Below are 19,208 nucleotides of genomic sequence, written 5' to 3' on the forward strand. Positions count from 1 at the left end.
ACTATTCGTTAATCCGAATTTTTATCGCCGACTCTGATTAAATCGTTAAGGGATTTATTGTGAAAAAACTCATCGTCACGGTGTTACTGACTCTTCTTGCAGTGCCATCCGTTTTCGCCCAAGACCGCTACATCGCAGATGAACTGTTTACCTACATGCACTCAGGCCCAAATAACACGTTTCGTATTATTGGTAGCGTTGATGCGGGTAGCAAAGTAAAACTCCTTCAAACCAACAGCGAAACTGGCTATAGCGAAGTGGTCGATGAGCGAGGCCGCAAGGGCTGGGTTCAAGCAAAATTCATCACACGCCAAGAAAGTATGGCTGTGCGCCTTCCTCGTCTTGAGAAAGAGCTGAAAGAAGTAAAATCTCAATTGGCGAATGCGCGCCAAAATGCCGATACCGAAAAGGCAGGCTTGGTGGACTCCCTTGACACTCGCAACCAACAAATTTCAGATCTAGAGAAGAAATACAGCGAAATCAGTGATCAACTTGCTTCTGTACAAACGGAAAATCGCCAACTGCGTGCAAAACTCGACACACAAAAAGACGACCTACTGTTGAAATACTTCATGTATGGTGGTGGTGTGGCTGGCATTGGTCTTCTGTTCGGCTTAATTCTGCCTTACATGATCCCACGCCGTAAGAAGTCCAACTCAGGCTGGGCATAAACATCAAATCGGGCCGCATTCGCGGCCCGATTTCTCTCTAACTCTTAGGCTAATGGCCCTTTTCACTCTCTCTTTAGCCTTTCCATTCATAGAGCGCTGGAATTTCGATCTGCTCCCCTTGGAACTCGACAATCACCGACTGCGCTGAAATCTCTACCAGTTGAATCTGGTTATCGATCCACTCGCCTTGATGGAACTCCGCACCATTAATCTTCAACCAGCGACGTTTCGGATCGCTCGAATACATGTGTGTCTGCAAATTGAGTGGCGGCAAGCGCCCATGCCATTTTTCCGCGCTCAGATCGAGCCTTGAAACCGTTGACCTCACTTGCGGTGAATTATCGGCTTGCGTCTCCACCAGCAAGGCATTTTCGACTTTTTGCGCCAGCTCTGGCGATAAGCCTGACAGGTCGAGGTTTTCAAACAGTCGCTCGTCCTCTGTTTTCTTTTCTTCACTCGACATTGATGGGCTCGCAACCAAAGTGGGGCTTGTTTGATCGGCCACGTTGATAACGTCGCCAGTTTCCGCCAACGGATATGTTCTGAGAAGGGGCGCGAGCGAGGGAAACTCAGGATAGCGCATCACCTGCTCTTCGCCTTGTTTCTCAGCCTGAGTGAGCGCTCGCCACGGCTCGGACAATGAGACCATGTGCTGCAAACGCGCCAAAGTACGCTGGCCGGCGATGCCATCTTCGGTCATTGCTTGCCAACGTTGAAACCATTCCACTCGCTGCATCAGCTCAGCATTAAACTGCGTCGTCTTTAACGGTTCATCGTTGAGTGCTTTGGCAAGCAATTGGTCCAAAACTTCAATGGCCTCGCCGTGCATACCCAGGCGCAATGTCTCTCTCAGAGGCATTGGCCATAGATCGGTAACTTCGCCCCGCCATAACGACATCAATTGTGAAACCGTGAAGGTGAGGCGTTGCTCGCCTGTAAGCAGAACGACGCGCTCTGGGTCGACTTCCAGCAAGACAACGTAAGCCCGTTGCCCTTCATGCTGCAGTGTCAGCAACAAAGGGTGTGGCGTTTGCTGCAACTCTTGCCAATTAAGCTGCCGAACTTGGCACTGGAAAATCGACGTGGATGGCTGTTCACACATGGTATCGATGCGCGTTGCTCGATATCCCCATAATTTGTAAAGCTCTTCTAATCCTTGCGCTCGAGTGGTCATCCGCGCAACAGCTGACTCGCCGAGCCATTGTTCATCATTCACCAAGATTGCTGGTACGGAAGCCGGTACAGGCAACTCGGTTGCAGGCCTGTCTAGCTCGACCTGAGGCGCAGTGGAAGCGACATTGTCAGTTGCGACCAAAGGCCAATAAGCGGCTATGGCCAACACTCCGGCAACGCAAACGGCCAGTACAGAAACTTTCCCCCAAGGGAAAGACAAACGGTTTGAGGTTTGCTGATAGATCTCTGCCTGAAATGCCATCACATTTTGGCAAGCACGCTCGACCGTCGCTTTCGCGATTTTTTTGTCGCCTTGGTGATAGCTCAATTGCAACGCTTTATCGCAAATCAAGTTAATCAGGCGGGGAATACCGTGACTATACTGAGCAATCACTTTGGCGCTGGCATGATCAAACAAGGTACGACTTCCCCCTGCGGTATGAATACGAAACGCAATGTAGTCTGCGGTTTCTTGAGGATTCAACGGCAATAGGTGATAACGGCCTGTAATGCGCTGAGCAAGTTGCCGCAATTGTGTGGTTTGCAGTAACTGTTGCAGTTCAGGCTGCCCCACCAACAACACTTTTAACAGCTTACGTGTTTCCGTTTCTAAGTTAGTGAGGAGGCGCAATTGCTCTAACACATCCGCCGCCAAATGTTGTGCTTCATCTATCACCAATAAGGTTTGGATGTTTTGCTGATGATTTTCCAACAAAAACTGGTAAATGCGTTGGTTGAGCTGTTTAAGGGAAGAGTTGGCTGCGTAGCTCAAGCCAAACTCATCACAAATGGCTTCAAGCAGTTCGACACTGGAAAACGTTGGGTTGAGCAGCAAAGCGGCACACGTTTGACCATCAAGATTGGCCAACATTGATTTTGCGACTGTGGTTTTCCCCGTCCCCACTTCCCCAGTCAGCATGGCAAAACCACCACCATCGCCGAGGCCAGCCTGTAAATGTGTGATGGCTTCACGATGGCGCTGACTTAAATAGAGATAGCGGGAATTGGGCACTATCGAGAAAGGCAGCTCAGAGAAACCAAAAAAATCCTTATACATACACAGACCAAATGCAAATACGTCAATTGAATAGAGAGCAAAGTACCATTGCTTGCTACAATGTCCAGTCAGATAAGCAAATATTCGAGGTCACACGCGTGGAAGTTTACTTAGTGGGTGGAGCGGTAAGAGACAAGCTATTGGACATTCCCGTCTACGATCAAGATTGGGTTGTCGTCGGTGCAACCGCGGAACAAATGCTCAATGCTGGGTACTCTCCTGTCGGGAAAGAGTTTCCGGTTTTCTTACACCCCAAAACCAAACAAGAGTACGCGCTGGCTCGTACTGAGCGAAAAACAGGCCAAGGCTACAAAGGCTTTGAGTGCTTTTTCTCCCCAGATGTGACTTTAGAAGAAGATCTCCTCAGACGCGATCTAACCATCAACGCCATTGCCATGGATAGCCAGGGCGCGCTTTATGACCCGTATGGTGGACAGCAAGATCTGCAGGATCGTATTTTGCGCCATGTGTCCGAGGCCTTTGTCGAAGATCCTCTGCGCGTGTTGCGAGTGGCTCGCTTTGCGGCCAAACTGGCACCACTCGGGTTTCGCGTGGCCGATGAAACCATGCAGTTGATGCAATCCATTGTCGCTTCTGGCGAGCTGTCTGCACTGACTGCCGAACGCGTTTGGCAAGAATGGCACAAATCGCTACTCACGCCCGCGCCACAGCAGTTTCTTGCTATCTTGCGTCAGTGTGGTGCTCTGGCCGTGGTACTTCCCGAAATCGATGCTTTGTTTGGTGTCCCTCAGCCTGAAAAATGGCACCCGGAGATCGACACGGGCATACACACCTTGTTGGTAGCAGAACAAGCGGCGAAGCTAAGCTCATCAGCAGTGGTGCGCTTTGCGGCCCAAGTGCACGACTTAGGCAAAGGCGTGACACCACCAAGTGAATGGCCAAGTCACAAAATGCATTGCCATACCGGCCTTAAGTTGATTAAACAGCTGTGTGAACGCGTGCGCGTACCGAATGAGTTTCGCGATCTCGCTTTAATGGTGTGTGAGCAGCACTCCAACATCCATCGCGCAGCCGAGCTCAAGCCGCAGACCATAGTCAAAATTTTCAACAAACTGGATGTGTGGCGCAAAGCGGAGCGATTAAACGATATCCTCCTTTGTTGCCAAGCCGATCATGCTGGTCGCCAAGGCCTGCAAGATCATCCTTACCCTCAAGCAGAACGGATCCAGTTAGCGTATCAAGCAGCGCTCTCTGTCGAGGTGCAATCGGTCATTCAGGATGGGTTTAAAGGGCCAGCCATTCGTGATGAACAGGAAAGAAGACGCATTGAAGCAGTGAAAGCAGCGCTGCTGAACGCTTAAAAAACATAACGCCCACGGTTTCCTGTGGGCGCTATAATGATTATGCGATCGAGTCGATCGAGATTAAGCCATTAACAGGTAAGCAAATAAGCCGACACCTAAGATCAATCGGTAGATCACAAATGGCGTCATGCCCATACGTGAAATCATCTTCAAGAAAAGGTGAATACACAGATAAGCGCTAATAAAGGAAGTGACTATACCGGTTAGCAAAAAGCCGACATGAACGGGCTCACCACTGGTCACTAACTTCAAGCCAAGATAAGAACCCGCCAGCGTAATGATGGGAATCGACATCAAGAAAGAAAAGCGCGCTGCCGCTTCACGAGTAAAGCCCAAGTAAAGCGCCGCAGTAATGGTCGCCCCAGAACGAGAAGTGCCGGGAATCATCGCCAATGCTTGCGCAATACCAATAAACAGAGCTTTCTTCCAACCCGCTTGGTATTCATCATCCAGCAAAGAGGCATTCTTATCGACCCACCAAAGCAACAGACCAAAAATAATGGTCGTCGTGGCAATCACATAGGCACTGCGCAGATAAACTTCGATGACATCTTTCATCACCAAGCCAAAGATACACGCAGGGATCGTCGCAATCACAATCATCCACGCCAACTTGGCTTCTTTACTTCGTTCGCCTTTAAAAATCGACGCGAACAAAGCAGCGAAGAGCGTGATCACTTCTTTACGGAAATAGATCACCACAGCGGCTAAGGTGCCGACATGCACCGCCACATCAAAAGCTAAACCTTGATCTTCCCAACCTAGAATGGCGGAAGGCAGGATCAAATGCGCCGAACTGGAAATCGGCAAAAACTCGGTCAGGCCTTGAATCAAAGCCAACACAAACGCTTCAAAATAACTCATGGTTTACTCAGTTTTTTATAATGAAAAATCAACCGCTCTTAATGTGTCGAGATCGCGTGCAGTTTGCCAAATCTCTTCCACGGTACGGCCATCTCCTGGAATCACCAGATCCGGCTGCAAATCATAAAGCGGTTGTATGACAAAGGGATATTTAAAGATATCACTGCGAGGCAGTTCAGGCTTTTGGCTCGAAATGCATTCACCGAACAGCACAATATCAAGATCGAGTGTTCGATCCTGATACTTCGCTGCATTTTCTTCTCGGCCCCATTTCAGTTCGATTTGGCGAAGCTGAAAAGCCAATTCCTCTAACGTCATGGACGTATTGAGACGAATGACAAAATTGAAAAAGGCATGGCTGTCAAAACCAACAGCGGCACATTCATATATCGGTGAGGCTTGTAATGCTTCGCCAAGCAAAGTGAGCTCTTGCCAAGCAGCTCGTGCGTGCTTTTCTCGCTCAATATTACTGCCTACGCCGATATAGACGGTGTTCATGCTTGACCTCGCTCAATCACCACCCCCACAGCGCGAGCTTGTGGAACGGCTCCCGGCTTAGCCAAACGAATACGAATCCAAGGCACAGAGAATTGAGTCATGATGAGCTCTGCCACTTCTTCCGCTACACGTTCCACCAGTAAGAAACGGCCGCTTTCAATATGATTCAATACCGCCTCGCTCACTTGCGCATAATCCAACGCATCGGCCACATCATCACTTTTGCCTGCAGGACGATTGTCGTGCGCCATTTCGATATCCAACACCAATTTTTGCTTAATTTGCTGTTCCCAGTCGTAGACACCGATGGTGGTAATCACTTCCAACTGTTCAATAAACACTTTATCCAGCGCCATAACTTGTCCTTATAGAGGTCGGATACCCGAATGGGGTAAATTCATCGTATTATTTTTGCAATCGCGCTATGATAGCAACTACGCGAAAAATGAGCATTACTTTCCAATCATTTAGGGACTCACATGGACGCAATGGCAGTGACAATGACCATCATCGCCTACCTGCTGGGATCAATTTCCAGTGCGGTGCTGATTTGTCGTGTGCTGAGATTGCCCGATCCTCGAGGTGTGGGTTCAAACAACCCTGGTGCCACCAACGTGTTGCGCATCGGTGGTAAAGGTGCCGCCGCGGCGGTACTGCTGTGCGATATGCTCAAAGGGACAATTCCGGTTTGGAGTGGTTACTACCTTGGTATTGAACCCGTACTGCTTGGCGTGATAGCCATTGCAGCCTGCCTTGGTCATATGTACCCACTGTTCTTTCATTTCCAAGGGGGTAAAGGGGTGGCAACAGCGCTGGGAGCCATAGCCCCTATCGGTTTGGATTTGACAGGGATGATCATGGTGACATGGCTGTTGGTCGCGATACTCTTCCGCTACTCTTCATTGGCCGCGTTGGTTACCGTTTTACTCGCCCCGATGTACACTTGGATGATCAAGCCCCAGTACACCTTGCCCGTAGGCATGCTCTGCTGTTTGATTGTGTTAAGACATCACCAAAATATCCGCCGTTTGTTTACTGGTGAAGAGCCCAAAATCGGTGAGAAAAAACTGCAAATGCCTAAGTCACAGTAAGCAAAATAAGAGACGACAAGCGAAATACGAGACGACGATAAACGTCAAAGAAATAGAAAATGGCCTCTCATGAGGCCATTTTCGTTCGCTTACTGGGCGTAAACTGCCGCGAGAAACGTCTCAAGCATTTGGTTAACGAACTCAACCTGCTCTAGGTTACTAATGTGACCAGCGTTAGGAATTTCCACCAATTGACTGCCGGTGATCACATCGTGCATCAAGTAAGATTCAAACACTGGGCGAGGTTTGTCCTGCTGACCAACGGCGATCAAGGTTGGCAAAGCAAATTTTTCCGCATCCTCAATCACATCGCGACGACCAAACACCATACGCCCAACTCTTGCCACTTCCACCGCACGTTCACCGGAAAGTGACGCTAAGCGTTGTTCGAAATCCGAAACCAATTGCGGGTTTTGCTCTTTCGCATCGTTGGCAAAAAACAGCGGCACCACCGCTTCTACAATCGGTGCTGGCACCATTTGGGTTTGCGCAATAGCATCCAACATGGCGAAGTATTTCTGATGTGTCACTTCCGGCTCTAGGCCAATGAAGGTGTCCATCATGACTAAAGAAGTCACGCGTGCTGGTGCTTGTGAAACCAGTTCCGCTCCCCACATCCCACCGACGGATAAACCGACAATAGAAAACGTCTCAATTTGTAGATGATCCATCAACGCGAGCAGGTGTTGAGCGTAATCCACCAATGAATTGCAGTGAGTTGGTGCGGACTCAGATTCCCCATGTGCCCACAAATCCGGCACAATACAACGATAAGACTGACTTAAAAATTCAATTTGTGGCGCCCACATCTGGCTATCCCACAAATAGCTATGACCAAATAACAAGACCGGACCTTGGCCCACATCTTGATAAGCCATGCTTTTGCCATCTATGACGAATGTTTTCATTATTTTTCCTAAAATCAGCAGAACCTAACATAGGCAACACAAGATGCCATTCAGTTCCATGTGAATAAAAAGCAGCAAAGTAAAAAAACGGCCGCCTAAGCGACCGTGATTATACTGAGTTTATTTCATCACTGGCGTCAATTGATCAATTGGCCAACGAGGTCGGGCCTCTACCGCAAGATCTGACACTTCATTGTTCTTCAAACGCTGCATACCCGCATACGCGATCATTGCACCATTATCAGTACAAAACTCGGTACGTGGATAATAGACATCCCCGCCCACTTTGTGCGCCAGTTTTTCTAGTTCAGCACGAAGACGACGGTTGGCACTCACCCCACCCGCAATCACAATACGTTTCATACCCGTTTGTTCTAGTGCGCGCTTACATTTGATCGCCAGTGTGGCGCACACAGCCTCTTCAAAAGCGTACGCAATATCGGCACGTGTTTGTTCATCATCACCATTCGCCGCGATGGTATTGGCAGTAAAGGTTTTCAAGCCAGAGAAACTCATGTCCAAACCGGGCACATTGGTCATCGGGCGCGGGAACTTAAAGCGACCCGGCGTCCCTTTTTCGGCCAACTTAGACAGTAATGGCCCACCTGGATAATCTAGGCCCATGAGCTTCGCCGTCTTATCGAATGCTTCACCCGCCGCATCATCAATGGATTCACCTAGGATTTTGTACTCACCAATGCCTTTCACTTCCACCATCATCGAGTGACCACCCGAGACCAATACCGCCACAAATGGAAACGGAGGTGGGTTGTCTTCAAGCATAGGTGCGAGCAAGTGACCTTCCATATGATGAACCGGAACAGCTGGCACTCCCCAAGCGTAAGCGAGGCTTCGACCAATCGTTGCCCCCACCAATAGTGCCCCAACCAAACCCGGCCCAGCCGTGTAAGCAACACCATCAATATCTTTTGCTGTTAAATTGGCTTCTTTCAACGCCTCTTTAATAAGAGGAATGGTTTTCTTCACGTGGTCACGAGAAGCGAGCTCAGGCACGACACCGCCGTAATCGGCATGCAGTTTAATTTGGCTATATAATTTATGGGCCAGTAGGCCTTTTTCATCGTCATAAATGGCGATTCCTGTTTCATCACAGGAGGTTTCAATGCCGAGAATGCGCATAGTTTTCTCTGTATGCTCAGTGCTAATAGAAAATTTGCCGACATATTACCTCGCGCAGCCCAGACAAACAAATTTTGTACAGACAATAATCGACAAAAGGCTTTACAAAGGCGCAGGGATCGGATTAAAATTCCGCACCATTTTTGATCAAGCTGGTTAGAGACCAATCGCTAGTGATTTGTCTATTTATTGCCAGCGTTAACGAATAACCCCTGAGGTGAAAGGCATATGCCAGTAGTTAAAGTACGTGAAAACGAACCGTTCGACGTTGCTCTACGTCGTTTCAAGCGCTCTTGCGAAAAAGCAGGTATCCTTTCTGAAGTGCGTCGTCGTGAGCACTACGAAAAACCAACTACAGTTCGCAAACGCGCTAAAGCAGCAGCTCAAAAGCGTCACGCTAAGAAGCTAGCTCGCGAAAACGCTCGTCGCGTTCGCCTGTACTAATAACTGAGCTCCGGAAAGGAATTTAGTTATGGCTCTTATTGAACAACTCAAAGAAGAGCAAAAACTAGCGATGAAAGCCAAGGACAAACAGCGCCTTGGCACTATTCGTTTAGCCTTGTCAGCTATTAAGCAACGTGAAGTCGATGAACAGATCACTCTGGGCGATGACGACATTCTTGCTGTGTTGACAAAAATGGTTAAACAACGTCGCGACTCTGTTACGCAATTTGAAGCAGCAGGTCGTCAAGACTTAGCTGATGCGGAAAAAGCAGAAATTACGGTGCTTGAAGAATTCATGCCACAACCGCTGAATGAAGACGAAGTAGCCGCGCTGATTGACAGTGCGATTGCAGAATCTGGCGCAGCAGGCATGCAAGACATGGGTAAAGTAATGGCTGTATTGAAACCGCAAATTCAAGGCCGTGCAGATATGGGTAAAGTAAGTGGTTTAGTTCGCGCTAAACTGGCTTAATTCCCGCACCTGTTTGCAGCAAGCCGTGCTATCCTCTGGAACGCACGGCTTGTTTGTATCTACCCTTCTCTTTTTTATTAGGTTTTATGGCAGGACACATCCCACGCAGTTTTATTGATGACCTCCTTGCTCGACTTGATATCGTCGACATCATCGACGCACGGGTGAAACTTAAGAAAAAAGGCAAGAACTACGGAGCCTGCTGCCCGTTCCACAACGAAAAAACGCCTTCTTTCAGCGTTAGCCAAGAAAAACAGTTCTACCATTGCTTCGGTTGCGGTGCACACGGCAATGCCATCGATTTTATGATGGAATTTGAGCGATTGGAGTTTGTGGAAGCCATTGAGGAGCTTGCCTCTTATCTTGGTCTCGACGTTCCACGCGAACAACGCTCAACCAACACTAAGTTTAGCCAAGCACCTCAAGCCAGCAGCAGCCAAAAGCGCAGCCTCTACGATTTAATGGCCAGCATTAGCCAGTTCTATCGCAATCAACTGAAGCTTTCTTCAGGCAAAATCGCCATCGATTATCTAAAAAATCGCGGCCTATCAGGCGAGATCGTACAGAAATTTGGCATTGGTTATATTGCTGATGAATGGGATTTGGTGCGTAAAAACTTTGGTCAGCATCCTGAAGCACAAGAGATGCTAGTCTCAGGTGGTATGTTGATCGAGAACGAAAAGGGGAATCGCTACGATCGCTTCCGTGGCCGTGTGATGTTCCCCATTCGCGATCGCCGTGGGCGTGTTATCGGATTTGGTGGGCGAGTGCTTGGGGATGGCACCCCAAAATATCTCAACTCACCAGAGACCCCAATCTTCCACAAAGGCAAAGAACTTTACGGCTTGTACGAAGTCCTACAGGCATATCGAGAGCCACCTCAAATTTTAGTGGTCGAAGGCTATATGGACGTTGTCGCTCTAGCCCAATATGGCGTAGATTATTCCGTCGCTTCACTAGGAACGTCCACCACGGGCGATCATCTGCAAGTGCTGTTTCGTCAAACCAGCACCGTCGTCTGTTGTTACGATGGTGACCGAGCAGGAAGAGAAGCGGCTTGGCGTGCCATGGAAAACGCATTGCCTTACTTAAATGATGGCCGACAATTGAAGTTCATGTTTTTACCTGATGGCGAAGATCCCGATTCGTATATTCGTCAATTTGGTAAAGCACAGTTTGAGCAACAAGTAACCAATGCCATGCCCTTGTCAGAGTTCATGTTCAGCTCGCTTGCTCAACAAGTAGACATGAGCAGCAAAGAAGGTATGGCGAAGCTCACAACCTTAGCGGTTCCTTTGATCGATAAAGTGCCAGGCGGTACTTTACGTCTATACTTGAGGGAATTACTTGGCCGCCGTTTAGGCTTGGTGGACGAACGACAACTGCAACAACTGATCGATCGCCAAGGCCAAACCGACAAAAAGCCACAGCCCCACCGTGAGCTAAAAAGAACACCCATGCGTGAAGTGGTCGCCCTATTAATTCAGCGTCCAAGCTTCTCGCAGCTGGTACCGGATTTAACCCCGGTCAAACATTTAACCATACCCGGCTTGAGTTTATTGATAGAAGTGCTTGAAAGATGCCAAGCACGCCCCAATATAACCACAGGCCAATTGCTAGAAAGCTGGCGTGGCAGCCAGAATGAACAGCTTCTGTCTCGTTTAGCAGGTTGGGAAATCCCCCTCGACGATGACAATGAAGAAGACATATTTTTAGACTCGCTGGACAAGATTCTTGCTCAGTGTGTTGAAAAGCAAATTGAGAACCTGCAGGCAAAAGATAGAAGCATCGGCTTATCAGCCGATGAAAGAAGGGAGCTTATGGCACTCATGCTAGATTTAAAAGCGTAACCCTGTTTAATTAGTCAGCAACAATTTTATTTGCTATAGTTAGTGGTTTGCATTTCGCATACTAATTCCTTCACCAGATTACGAAGTTGGATACCGTCTATGGATCATAATCCGCAGTCACAGCTAAAACTACTTGTCATCCGTGGCAAAGAGCAAGGCTATCTGACCTACGCCGAAGTAAATGACCACCTACCTGCTGAAATCGTAGATTCAGAACAGGTGGAAGATATCATTCAGATGATTAACGACATGGGCATCAAAGTAGTAGAAACTGCTCCTGATGCTGATGACCTAGCACTGAGTGATGAATCAAACATTACCGACGAAGATGCTGCCGAAGCAGCCGCTGCTGCGCTTTCAAGCGTAGAGAGCGAAATTGGTCGCACTACAGACCCAGTGCGCATGTACATGCGTGAAATGGGAACCGTTGAACTTCTAACTCGTGAAGGCGAAATCGACATCGCTAAACGAATTGAAGATGGTATCAACCAAGTACAGTCCTCTGTTGCTGAATACCCAGGAACCATTCCTTATATTCTTGAACAGTTCGACAAAGTACAAGCGGAAGAACTTCGCCTCACTGATCTTATCAGTGGTTTTGTTGATCCAAATGCAGATGAAACGGCTGCTCCAACCGCAACACACATCGGTTCAGAGCTTGCAGAATCTGATTTGGAAGATGAAGACAACACCGACATCGACGATGAAGACGAAGATGAAGACGAAGATGGCGATTCAAGCAGCGATTCAGAGGACGATGTCGGCATCGACCCTGAAATGGCGCTAGAGAAGTTCACTCAGCTTCGTAACAGCTACCAGAATCTGCAACTTGCCGTGAATGAACATGGTCGAGAGAGTGCTCAAACAGCTCAAGCCCATGAACTGATGCTCGATGTGTTTAAAGAGTTTCGTCTAACACCGAAGCAGTTTGACCATTTGGTTAACGAACTTCGCACCGCTATGGATCGCGTTCGTACGCAAGAACGTTTGATCATGAAATCTGCGGTAGAAATCGCCAAGATGCCAAAGAAATCTTTCATTGCTCTCTTCACTGGCAACGAGTCAAGCGAAGAATGGTTAGATAAGATCCTAGTCTCTGATAAGCCGTACGCAGAAAAGATTAAACTTCACGAAGAAGACATTCGTCGTTCAATCGCCAAGCTAAGAGCAATTGAAGAAGAAACGTCGCTTTCAGTAAGCAACATCAAAGACATCAGCCGTCGTATGTCTATCGGTGAAGCAAAAGCTCGCCGTGCGAAGAAAGAGATGGTTGAGGCGAACTTGCGTCTTGTTATCTCTATCGCGAAGAAGTACACAAACCGTGGTCTACAGTTCTTGGATCTAATCCAAGAAGGTAACATCGGTCTGATGAAAGCGGTTGATAAATTTGAATACCGTCGTGGTTACAAGTTCTCGACCTACGCAACGTGGTGGATTCGTCAAGCAATCACGCGTTCAATCGCAGACCAAGCACGTACGATTCGTATTCCGGTACACATGATCGAAACGATCAACAAGCTAAACCGTATCTCTCGTCAAATGCTACAAGAGATGGGTCGAGAGCCGTTACCGGAAGAATTGGCAGAGCGCATGCAAATGCCAGAAGATAAGATCCGTAAAGTACTGAAAATTGCTAAAGAGCCAATCTCGATGGAGACACCAATCGGTGACGATGAAGATTCGCATCTAGGTGATTTCATCGAAGATACCACGCTAGAATTGCCTCTTGACTCTGCAACGGCGACCAGCCTAAAAGCAGCGACAAAAGATGTTCTTGCTGGCCTAACGCCTCGTGAAGCAAAAGTACTGCGTATGCGTTTTGGTATCGACATGAACACCGACCACACTCTAGAAGAAGTGGGCAAACAGTTCGACGTAACGCGCGAGCGTATTCGTCAGATCGAAGCAAAAGCACTGCGTAAACTGCGTCATCCAAGCCGCTCAGAAACTCTGCGTAGCTTCCTTGACGAGTAACGCATACTCTTCTCAAGTAAAAAAGGTGAGCCATGGCTCACCTTTTTTGTCATTTCCTTCGCTAAGTGAATAAAAACTAAGCGCAATTAGCCGTAGCTACGTCTAGACACCCCGCGCGAGTTCTCCTATAATCTTGGCTCTGATTTGGCCCCTTAGCTCAGTGGTTAGAGCAGTCGACTCATAATCGATTGGTCCCCAGTTCAAGTCTGGGAGGGGCCACCAAATTCCAGAAGGTTAGTAAGCGTAGTGTTTACTAACCTTTTTTTGTACCTGACGATTTTGGGTCAGGTAAGCCCCGATCACGCACTCTTCTCTGTCTTCTCCCAATATTAATCCGAATACTACGCTGTTGCCAAATGTGTCCTTCTGGCTGATAAAACTCTCTCATAGAGAACAAAGAGAGGTATTACACTCGAAAATCAGCCATAAGTAACTTAAATTGCACTTATAGCTAATTTCTTATACAGTCACGACAAAAGTGAGTTATAGTGAACTTATATATTAAGACGAACCCAATAGTGACAAAAGTACATTAAAAGGCACTTATGAAAAAAGGTAAGATGGTAAAGGCACAACCTATGCCTGATTTGAATACCGAGTTCAGTATGGAAACGCTGGGGAGCGCTATTCGTTCAAAGCGCACCGATAGAGGCTGGCGTATTGATGATCTCGCTTCAAAAGCCAACTTATCTCGTAGAACAATCATGAAAGTAGAAAAAGGCGATACCAGTGTCACCTTTGCCAATGTACTCATCCTCATGGACATCTTAGGGCTATCGTTACGCCTTATCGATTTAAACCTATTTGTTCGTCCACATTGCCAAATACCCTCCCAAGCTGAAAACAACGTGAGAAGCAATGAGGACGGTTGGTATGAGTAAGTTACAACAGTTAGACGTGTTTATCGGTACGAATACCAAAATTGGTCGTTTGATTCTTCCTGTCGGAACAGAAACAGCGTTTTCATTCATCTATGAAGATGAATGGAAACACACTGGTTTCCCAATTTCGCCACACATCCCTTTCGATGATCGGGCTTCGCCACGTAGTATTGAGAACTACCTCAGAAATCTCCTTCCTGAAGGAGAAGCCTTTGAGGAGATGATACAAAACACCACTATCTCCAAAAGCAACACGTTCGGGCTGATTCGTAAGCTTGGTGCGGAAACATCTGGCGCATTGTCTTTTCGAGTTCCAGGCTCAAAACCTGGGGAAACTAGTTTTAGATCTGTACCTGATGATGAACTAATAGAACGACTAGAGCGAAATCTAGCGCCATTAGTGTATTGGGACGGTAAGGTTCGCCTTTCGGTTGCTGGTGTTCAAAACAAGTTAAACTTACTTAAGCGCGGTGATGAATGGGGGTTTGGTGAAGGCAAATTAAGTTCGAACTACATTCTGAAATTTGAAAGCGGTAGAGCACCGTGTATCGCTGTAAATGAGTTCTTTTGCATGACATTAGCCAAGCTAGCAGGTTTGGACGTCGCTCATGTTGAGTTAACTCGCATTGGGAAGACTAGGACACTGATAATAGAGCGGTTCGATCGTGCCTATATCGCGACTCGTGATGTCGTTCAACGCAAACATGTGATTGATGGCTGTCAGGCAACTGACTTACCTCCAGGTTACAAATACGAGCGTCAGAATGGGGATGAAGGCGATGGCGTATATATGCGTGATGGCGTTTCTTTCCCTCGCATACTGTGCGTCAAAACCATAGACACGGTGATCACTAACCTAAAGCTCACCCAATGGATGCTCTTTAATCTAGTAACGCTAAACTACGATGCCCATGGTAAAAATATTAGCTTCTTCGTCACCCCTAAAGGCCTGGAACTGACCCCTTTTTATGATTTAGTAAACATAGAAGCCATCGCTCAAGAGGGAGCAAAACGCAACTCACGAAGCGGTAAATTGTCTGCTGATGAGGGTCGTGCCGCCAGTATCCCTCAATATTTTGCAATGTCGATTGGAGATTGGGAAAGTGAAGACTTTCAAAATCCGCCGAAAGGTAACTTCAAACGACCTATCACCAGCTATGATTTAGCTGAATTCGGCGCTCTGCTGGGTTATTCAGGCACCAAAATGGCTTCCATAATGGTAGAAACCGTTGGTGCTATACAAAATGCCCTGAAGGAAGCGATTGACCTTACCGAAGCTCAAGGAATCAATGATGGGGAACGTGAACACATAGAGCTATGTGTCTCACTCATCCAAACAGAGTGCGAATACTTGCTAGCGCAAGCCGACAGTGTGCCAGAAATGAGTAAGCTTCTTTAGTGGCTAATGCAGAAGCGAGCATTAGCAATTTATAAATCATTTTTTGACAAAACTTTCTTAGGGTAATAACTCAAATTAGAAAAAACGAATAATTTTTTGCTATTAAAAAGTGGCTTAGTGAAGTGCCCTTTTCGAATCCGGCGTGGGATCCCACGTGAGTGATTTGTTGGTGAAACCAAGAGTACCTACTAATTTTTTGCCTGACTTGCGTAAGTAAAACTGAATAACAAAGCTACCAATTGGCAGCTTTGCTGTTTTCAGCTTTCACTAGTTTTGAACTATGCTAGAAGTCGCGCTGTCTCTAGGCATTACCTAAATCCATAGACAATGTAATCCCAACGGGTAATTCTCAACTGAGTCGCTTCACTCAATCACTCAATCAGAAAGATAGTATTGAACCGTCGAAACAACACGAATGCGTTTAATATGTGGCGTGTTGTGATCTCTATCCATGATAGAAAACTGCCCTTGTGATGCTGTGCGGATTTTGCCAAGTGAACTATTGGAATCTTTGGCAAACTTCTCAGCCACCTCTCTCGCATTGTGTGTGGCTTCTTCTATCATTTCCGGCTTAATTTCGTTTAAGCGAGTGAAGCTGTAGACAATCGGGTTGTCGTAAGAATCTTGGTTGAAAACAATCCCCTTCTTGCCCAGCTGTCCAATGAGACTGATGGCTTGACGTACCGAATCAACTTTATTGCTGTACACCGTGATGGTTTGAATGGCGAGATAGCGATAATCGGCGTTTGCTTCTCCCCCATATTGCTGAGCTTTCTTATCAATCACCGATGGTGCTGAAAACTGCACACTATCAGACAGTTCGCGCTCAGCTAAAAATGCAGTGATTAACTCTGCTTGAGCATCTACCTGCTCGAACAGTGCTTGAATATCATTGCTGGCAACCGTATAGCGAATCGGCCAAATGACCGTATCAGCAGGATACTCTCTCTCCGATAATCCCTTGACCGTCACAATGCGATCCAGTGCTTTGTATTGAATAGCCGTTTGCTGAACTAGATAACCCAATACGCCTAAACCGACGATCAGGGATGCACCTAAAATCAACGCGGCTTTAGTTGTCATTTCTCTCATAACCTAACCTTAAAAATTACCAAAACTTTCGAATCATACAACTTAGCGTAGTCAGTTCTTCAGTACTGAGACATGGCACTAATTAGATAAAGAAACGGGAACCGAATTCGGTTCCCGCTTTCCAGAGCAGCATAACAAAGGTTTATTGACGTTTGCGTTATATTATTTTGTCCCGCAGTTTCAAATTAACACCCAAACTTACATTTTGATGCAAAATTAGTATATTTTGTGAGCGGTAGATAATTTATTTCCATCATTTTACTTGTTGTTGCACGCCCTTCTCGACTCATCCGTTAACCAAAGCGTCACAAAAGCATCATTAAAGACCAACCTTGCTGAAGCCAGACTGTCATCTCTCATGATTAGCATGGCGATCAGAAACCCAGATTCGAGGTCTTTATGGCAATCAACAGTCCTTTTCGTCTTCCACGCAAAACGCCTTTTGGTATTGGAGAAAATGTTGCTGAGTGGATGACGGGGCTGAGCAAGTTGGATAAGTTTTATGCTCAGCGCCCGCCGCAATGCGATACTCAAACCTTTCTACGCTTTACCCTTGAGGTTCTGGGTATTGACTATCAGATCGTCAAAGGCTCGCTTGATAACGTCCCACAGATTGGTCCAACGGTGGTGGTGGCCAATCATCCGTTAGGCTGTGTTGAAGGGGTGATTCTTGCTGAACTCTTGCTGATGATGCGGGAGGATGTTCAGATCCTTGCCAACCAATATCTCAAAACCGTTCCAGAGTTAGATACGCTCTTTATTGGTGTGGATGTGTTTGATTCCCAGCAGGCAGCAAAGTCCAACATGAAGGCGCTACGTGATGCAAACAAGCATCTCGCTCAAGGAGGGTTACTCTTAGTTTTTCCTGCTGGTGAGGTATCGCAACTTGTTGATAGAAAGCAAAAACGCTTAGAAGATAAAGAGTGGAGCCGTTCTGTCAGCGCTCTGATCCGCAGACATAAAGCGCATGCACTTCCTGTGTTTATCGACGGGAAGAACTCACAACGCTTTTATCTTGCCGGCAAGATTCACCCTCTCTTGCGCACGCTGATGTTAGGGCGTGAATTGCTCAATAAGAAGCAGCAAGCGATTCCGATTGCCATTGGTCAGCCAATCACATTCAAAGAAGTACAACATTTGACGGATGAACAGCTGGTCAGCTATTTGCGTTTAAACACGTATTTACTCAGCGCTGAACCACCGCTTCACCACCAAATGGATCACGACACCAATCCCCCTCTCGCCGCGATTGCAGAGCCATTAGAAAAGCAAAAGTGGTTATTGGATCTGGCGATGCTCCCAGAAGATGCTTTATTGCTTCGCCAAGGTAATTTTAGTGTCTATTGCACCACTGCCAAATACATTCCTTCGATTCTGCATGAGATCGGCAGGCAACGAGAGATCAACTTTCGCGCCGTTGGGGAAGGGACGGGTTATGCGATCGACATCGATCGTTTTGATCACCATTATCATCATCTGTTTGTCTGGGATGATGAAAACCAGCACCTGGTTGGGGCATATCGCCTCGGTTTAGTGGATAAACTGCTGGAAAAATCTGGATTGGATGGGCTCTATTCGCGCACATTATTCGACTATGATGCGCCCTTTCTTACCCAGTTAGGCCAGTCGATTGAGATGGGACGCTCTGTGATCACCTCCCCCTACCAGCGCAGCATGAATGCACTTTTGCTCCTGTGGAAGGGAATTGCGACCTTTGTCTCTCAACATCCGCAATACACGCATTTGTTTGGGCCGGTCAGCATCAGCAACGATTACAGCCCCACCGCAAGGCAACTGCTCGCTCAATCCATGACGCTACACCATTATGATGCTGCCAGCGCCGAGCTCGTCAAACCACTTAACCCCATTCCCGATCATCATCCCAAATGGAACACCAGCATGCTAACGGCTCTTGGTGATTTGCAACTGCTGTCTCGAGTGATTTCTCGTATTGATGAAGGCAAAGGGGTGCCCGTTTTGCTAAGACAATACTTAGGGCTGAATGGCAAATTGGTGTGTTTTAATATCGACCCTGCATTTAACAATGCGTTGGATGGCATGATTGTGGTTGATCTGCGTGATGTGCCTGAAAAAACGCTAGGCAAATACATGACGCCAGCTAAAGCGCGGCACTACCTCTCACTTCATCAAGCATGAATTGATGGCTTTTGGTCACGTATGCATTGCCATGTCGTGACCTAAGCAGCAGTTTTACAATCAGAGTAATCCTCTTAAAGTACGAGCGCCAGGCGGCCAAACAACTGAACAGGTCGGTCAAATCACCGACACTCCGTGCATACTTTGTTCAATATGACAGATATTCGTCTTATCACAGCCCATTAGACTGGTTTTTATTCTATTGACGAAAA

17 protein-coding genes and 1 tRNA gene are annotated in these 19,208 nt (G+C 47.2%); 11 read left to right on the forward strand and 7 right to left on the reverse strand.

Annotated elements, in window-relative coordinates; all coding sequences use genetic code 11:
- Nucleotides 1-59: 59 nt before the first annotated feature.
- Nucleotides 60-671: a TIGR04211 family SH3 domain-containing protein gene (locus tag AOT11_RS04965; RefSeq protein WP_011149480.1), complete on the forward strand. Its 612-nt coding sequence runs from the start codon at nucleotides 60-62 to the stop codon at nucleotides 669-671.
- A 73-nt stretch (nucleotides 672-744) separates the two neighbouring features.
- Here AOT11_RS04965 and AOT11_RS04970 read toward each other — a convergent pair whose 3' ends face one another.
- Nucleotides 745-2,901, reverse strand: coding sequence for an AAA family ATPase (locus AOT11_RS04970; protein WP_017421274.1), 2,157 nt, complete (start codon nucleotides 2,899-2,901; stop codon nucleotides 745-747).
- Between the two features lie 98 nt (nucleotides 2,902-2,999).
- Between AOT11_RS04970 and AOT11_RS04975 the strand changes: the two genes are divergently transcribed.
- Nucleotides 3,000-4,223 carry a multifunctional CCA addition/repair protein gene (locus tag AOT11_RS04975; protein WP_026050475.1) on the forward strand — a complete coding sequence of 408 codons (1,224 nt, stop codon included), beginning with the start codon at nucleotides 3,000-3,002 and terminating at the stop codon, nucleotides 4,221-4,223.
- A gap of 63 nt (nucleotides 4,224-4,286) precedes the next feature.
- On the opposite strand, the gene AOT11_RS04980 is transcribed toward AOT11_RS04975, so the two are convergent.
- Genes AOT11_RS04980 through folB form a run of 3 tightly spaced genes read right to left on the reverse strand, consistent with a single transcriptional unit; the run spans nucleotide 4,287 to nucleotide 5,944 of the window.
- Complete coding sequence (locus AOT11_RS04980; RefSeq protein WP_011078706.1) at nucleotides 4,287-5,090, reverse strand: undecaprenyl-diphosphate phosphatase; 804 nt, start codon at nucleotides 5,088-5,090, stop codon at nucleotides 4,287-4,289.
- Between the two features lie 15 nt (nucleotides 5,091-5,105).
- Nucleotides 5,106-5,588 (reverse strand): 2-amino-4-hydroxy-6-hydroxymethyldihydropteridine diphosphokinase, encoded by a 483-nt coding sequence (gene folK, locus AOT11_RS04985; RefSeq protein WP_017421272.1) that lies wholly within the window; start codon nucleotides 5,586-5,588, stop codon nucleotides 5,106-5,108.
- Nucleotides 5,585-5,944 (reverse strand): bifunctional dihydroneopterin aldolase/7,8-dihydroneopterin epimerase, encoded by a 360-nt coding sequence (folB, locus tag AOT11_RS04990; protein ID WP_017421271.1) that lies wholly within the window; start codon nucleotides 5,942-5,944, stop codon nucleotides 5,585-5,587. The genes folK and folB overlap by 4 nt, the downstream gene beginning before the upstream one ends.
- A gap of 123 nt (nucleotides 5,945-6,067) precedes the next feature.
- On the opposite strand from folB, the gene plsY reads away from it, so the two are divergent.
- On the forward strand, nucleotides 6,068-6,679 hold the full coding sequence (gene plsY, locus AOT11_RS04995; protein ID WP_017421270.1) for a glycerol-3-phosphate 1-O-acyltransferase PlsY: 612 nt from the start codon (nucleotides 6,068-6,070) through the stop codon (nucleotides 6,677-6,679).
- A gap of 89 nt (nucleotides 6,680-6,768) precedes the next feature.
- Here the strand turns inward: plsY and AOT11_RS05000 are convergent, their stop codons facing one another.
- Nucleotides 6,769-7,587 (reverse strand): alpha/beta fold hydrolase, encoded by an 819-nt coding sequence (locus AOT11_RS05000; protein ID WP_017421269.1) that lies wholly within the window; start codon nucleotides 7,585-7,587, stop codon nucleotides 6,769-6,771.
- A 120-nt stretch (nucleotides 7,588-7,707) separates the two neighbouring features.
- Nucleotides 7,708-8,727: a tRNA (adenosine(37)-N6)-threonylcarbamoyltransferase complex transferase subunit TsaD gene (tsaD, locus tag AOT11_RS05005; protein WP_011078711.1), complete on the reverse strand. Its 1,020-nt coding sequence runs from the start codon at nucleotides 8,725-8,727 to the stop codon at nucleotides 7,708-7,710.
- A 228-nt stretch (nucleotides 8,728-8,955) separates the two neighbouring features.
- Here tsaD and rpsU point away from each other — a divergent pair, with 228 nt between their 5' ends.
- From rpsU to AOT11_RS05040, 7 genes are all read left to right on the forward strand, one after another.
- Nucleotides 8,956-9,171 carry a 30S ribosomal protein S21 gene (rpsU, locus tag AOT11_RS05010; protein ID WP_001145625.1) on the forward strand — a complete coding sequence of 72 codons (216 nt, stop codon included), beginning with the start codon at nucleotides 8,956-8,958 and terminating at the stop codon, nucleotides 9,169-9,171.
- A 28-nt stretch (nucleotides 9,172-9,199) separates the two neighbouring features.
- Complete coding sequence (locus AOT11_RS05015; protein WP_017421268.1) at nucleotides 9,200-9,643, forward strand: GatB/YqeY domain-containing protein; 444 nt, start codon at nucleotides 9,200-9,202, stop codon at nucleotides 9,641-9,643.
- Nucleotides 9,644-9,729: 86 nt separating this feature from the next.
- Nucleotides 9,730-11,493, forward strand: coding sequence for a DNA primase (gene dnaG / locus AOT11_RS05020; protein ID WP_026050474.1), 1,764 nt, complete (start codon nucleotides 9,730-9,732; stop codon nucleotides 11,491-11,493).
- A 99-nt stretch (nucleotides 11,494-11,592) separates the two neighbouring features.
- Nucleotides 11,593-13,467, forward strand: a complete 1,875-nt coding sequence (gene rpoD / locus AOT11_RS05025; RefSeq protein WP_026050473.1) for an RNA polymerase sigma factor RpoD — start codon at nucleotides 11,593-11,595, stop codon at nucleotides 13,465-13,467.
- 146 nt (nucleotides 13,468-13,613) lie between these two features.
- Nucleotides 13,614-13,689: transfer RNA gene (locus AOT11_RS05030), tRNA-Ile, on the forward strand.
- 323 nt (nucleotides 13,690-14,012) lie between these two features.
- Nucleotides 14,013-14,348, forward strand: a complete 336-nt coding sequence (locus tag AOT11_RS05035) for a helix-turn-helix domain-containing protein (protein ID WP_017421265.1) — start codon at nucleotides 14,013-14,015, stop codon at nucleotides 14,346-14,348.
- A complete protein-coding gene (locus tag AOT11_RS05040) occupies nucleotides 14,341-15,747 on the forward strand; it encodes a HipA domain-containing protein (protein WP_017421264.1) in 1,407 nt (468 codons plus the stop codon). The genes AOT11_RS05035 and AOT11_RS05040 overlap by 8 nt, the downstream gene beginning before the upstream one ends.
- 375 nt (nucleotides 15,748-16,122) lie before the next feature.
- Here the strand turns inward: AOT11_RS05040 and AOT11_RS05045 are convergent, their stop codons facing one another.
- Nucleotides 16,123-16,839, reverse strand: a complete 717-nt coding sequence (locus AOT11_RS05045; protein ID WP_017421263.1) for an SIMPL domain-containing protein — start codon at nucleotides 16,837-16,839, stop codon at nucleotides 16,123-16,125.
- A 399-nt stretch (nucleotides 16,840-17,238) separates the two neighbouring features.
- On the opposite strand from AOT11_RS05045, the gene AOT11_RS05050 reads away from it, so the two are divergent.
- Nucleotides 17,239-18,996 carry a lysophospholipid acyltransferase family protein gene (locus AOT11_RS05050; protein ID WP_017421262.1) on the forward strand — a complete coding sequence of 586 codons (1,758 nt, stop codon included), beginning with the start codon at nucleotides 17,239-17,241 and terminating at the stop codon, nucleotides 18,994-18,996.
- The last annotated feature ends 212 nt before the right edge of the window (nucleotides 18,997-19,208 follow it).

The sequence above is a fragment of the Vibrio vulnificus NBRC 15645 = ATCC 27562 genome (genome assembly GCF_002224265.1).
GTDB lineage: Bacteria > Pseudomonadota > Gammaproteobacteria > Enterobacterales > Vibrionaceae > Vibrio > Vibrio vulnificus.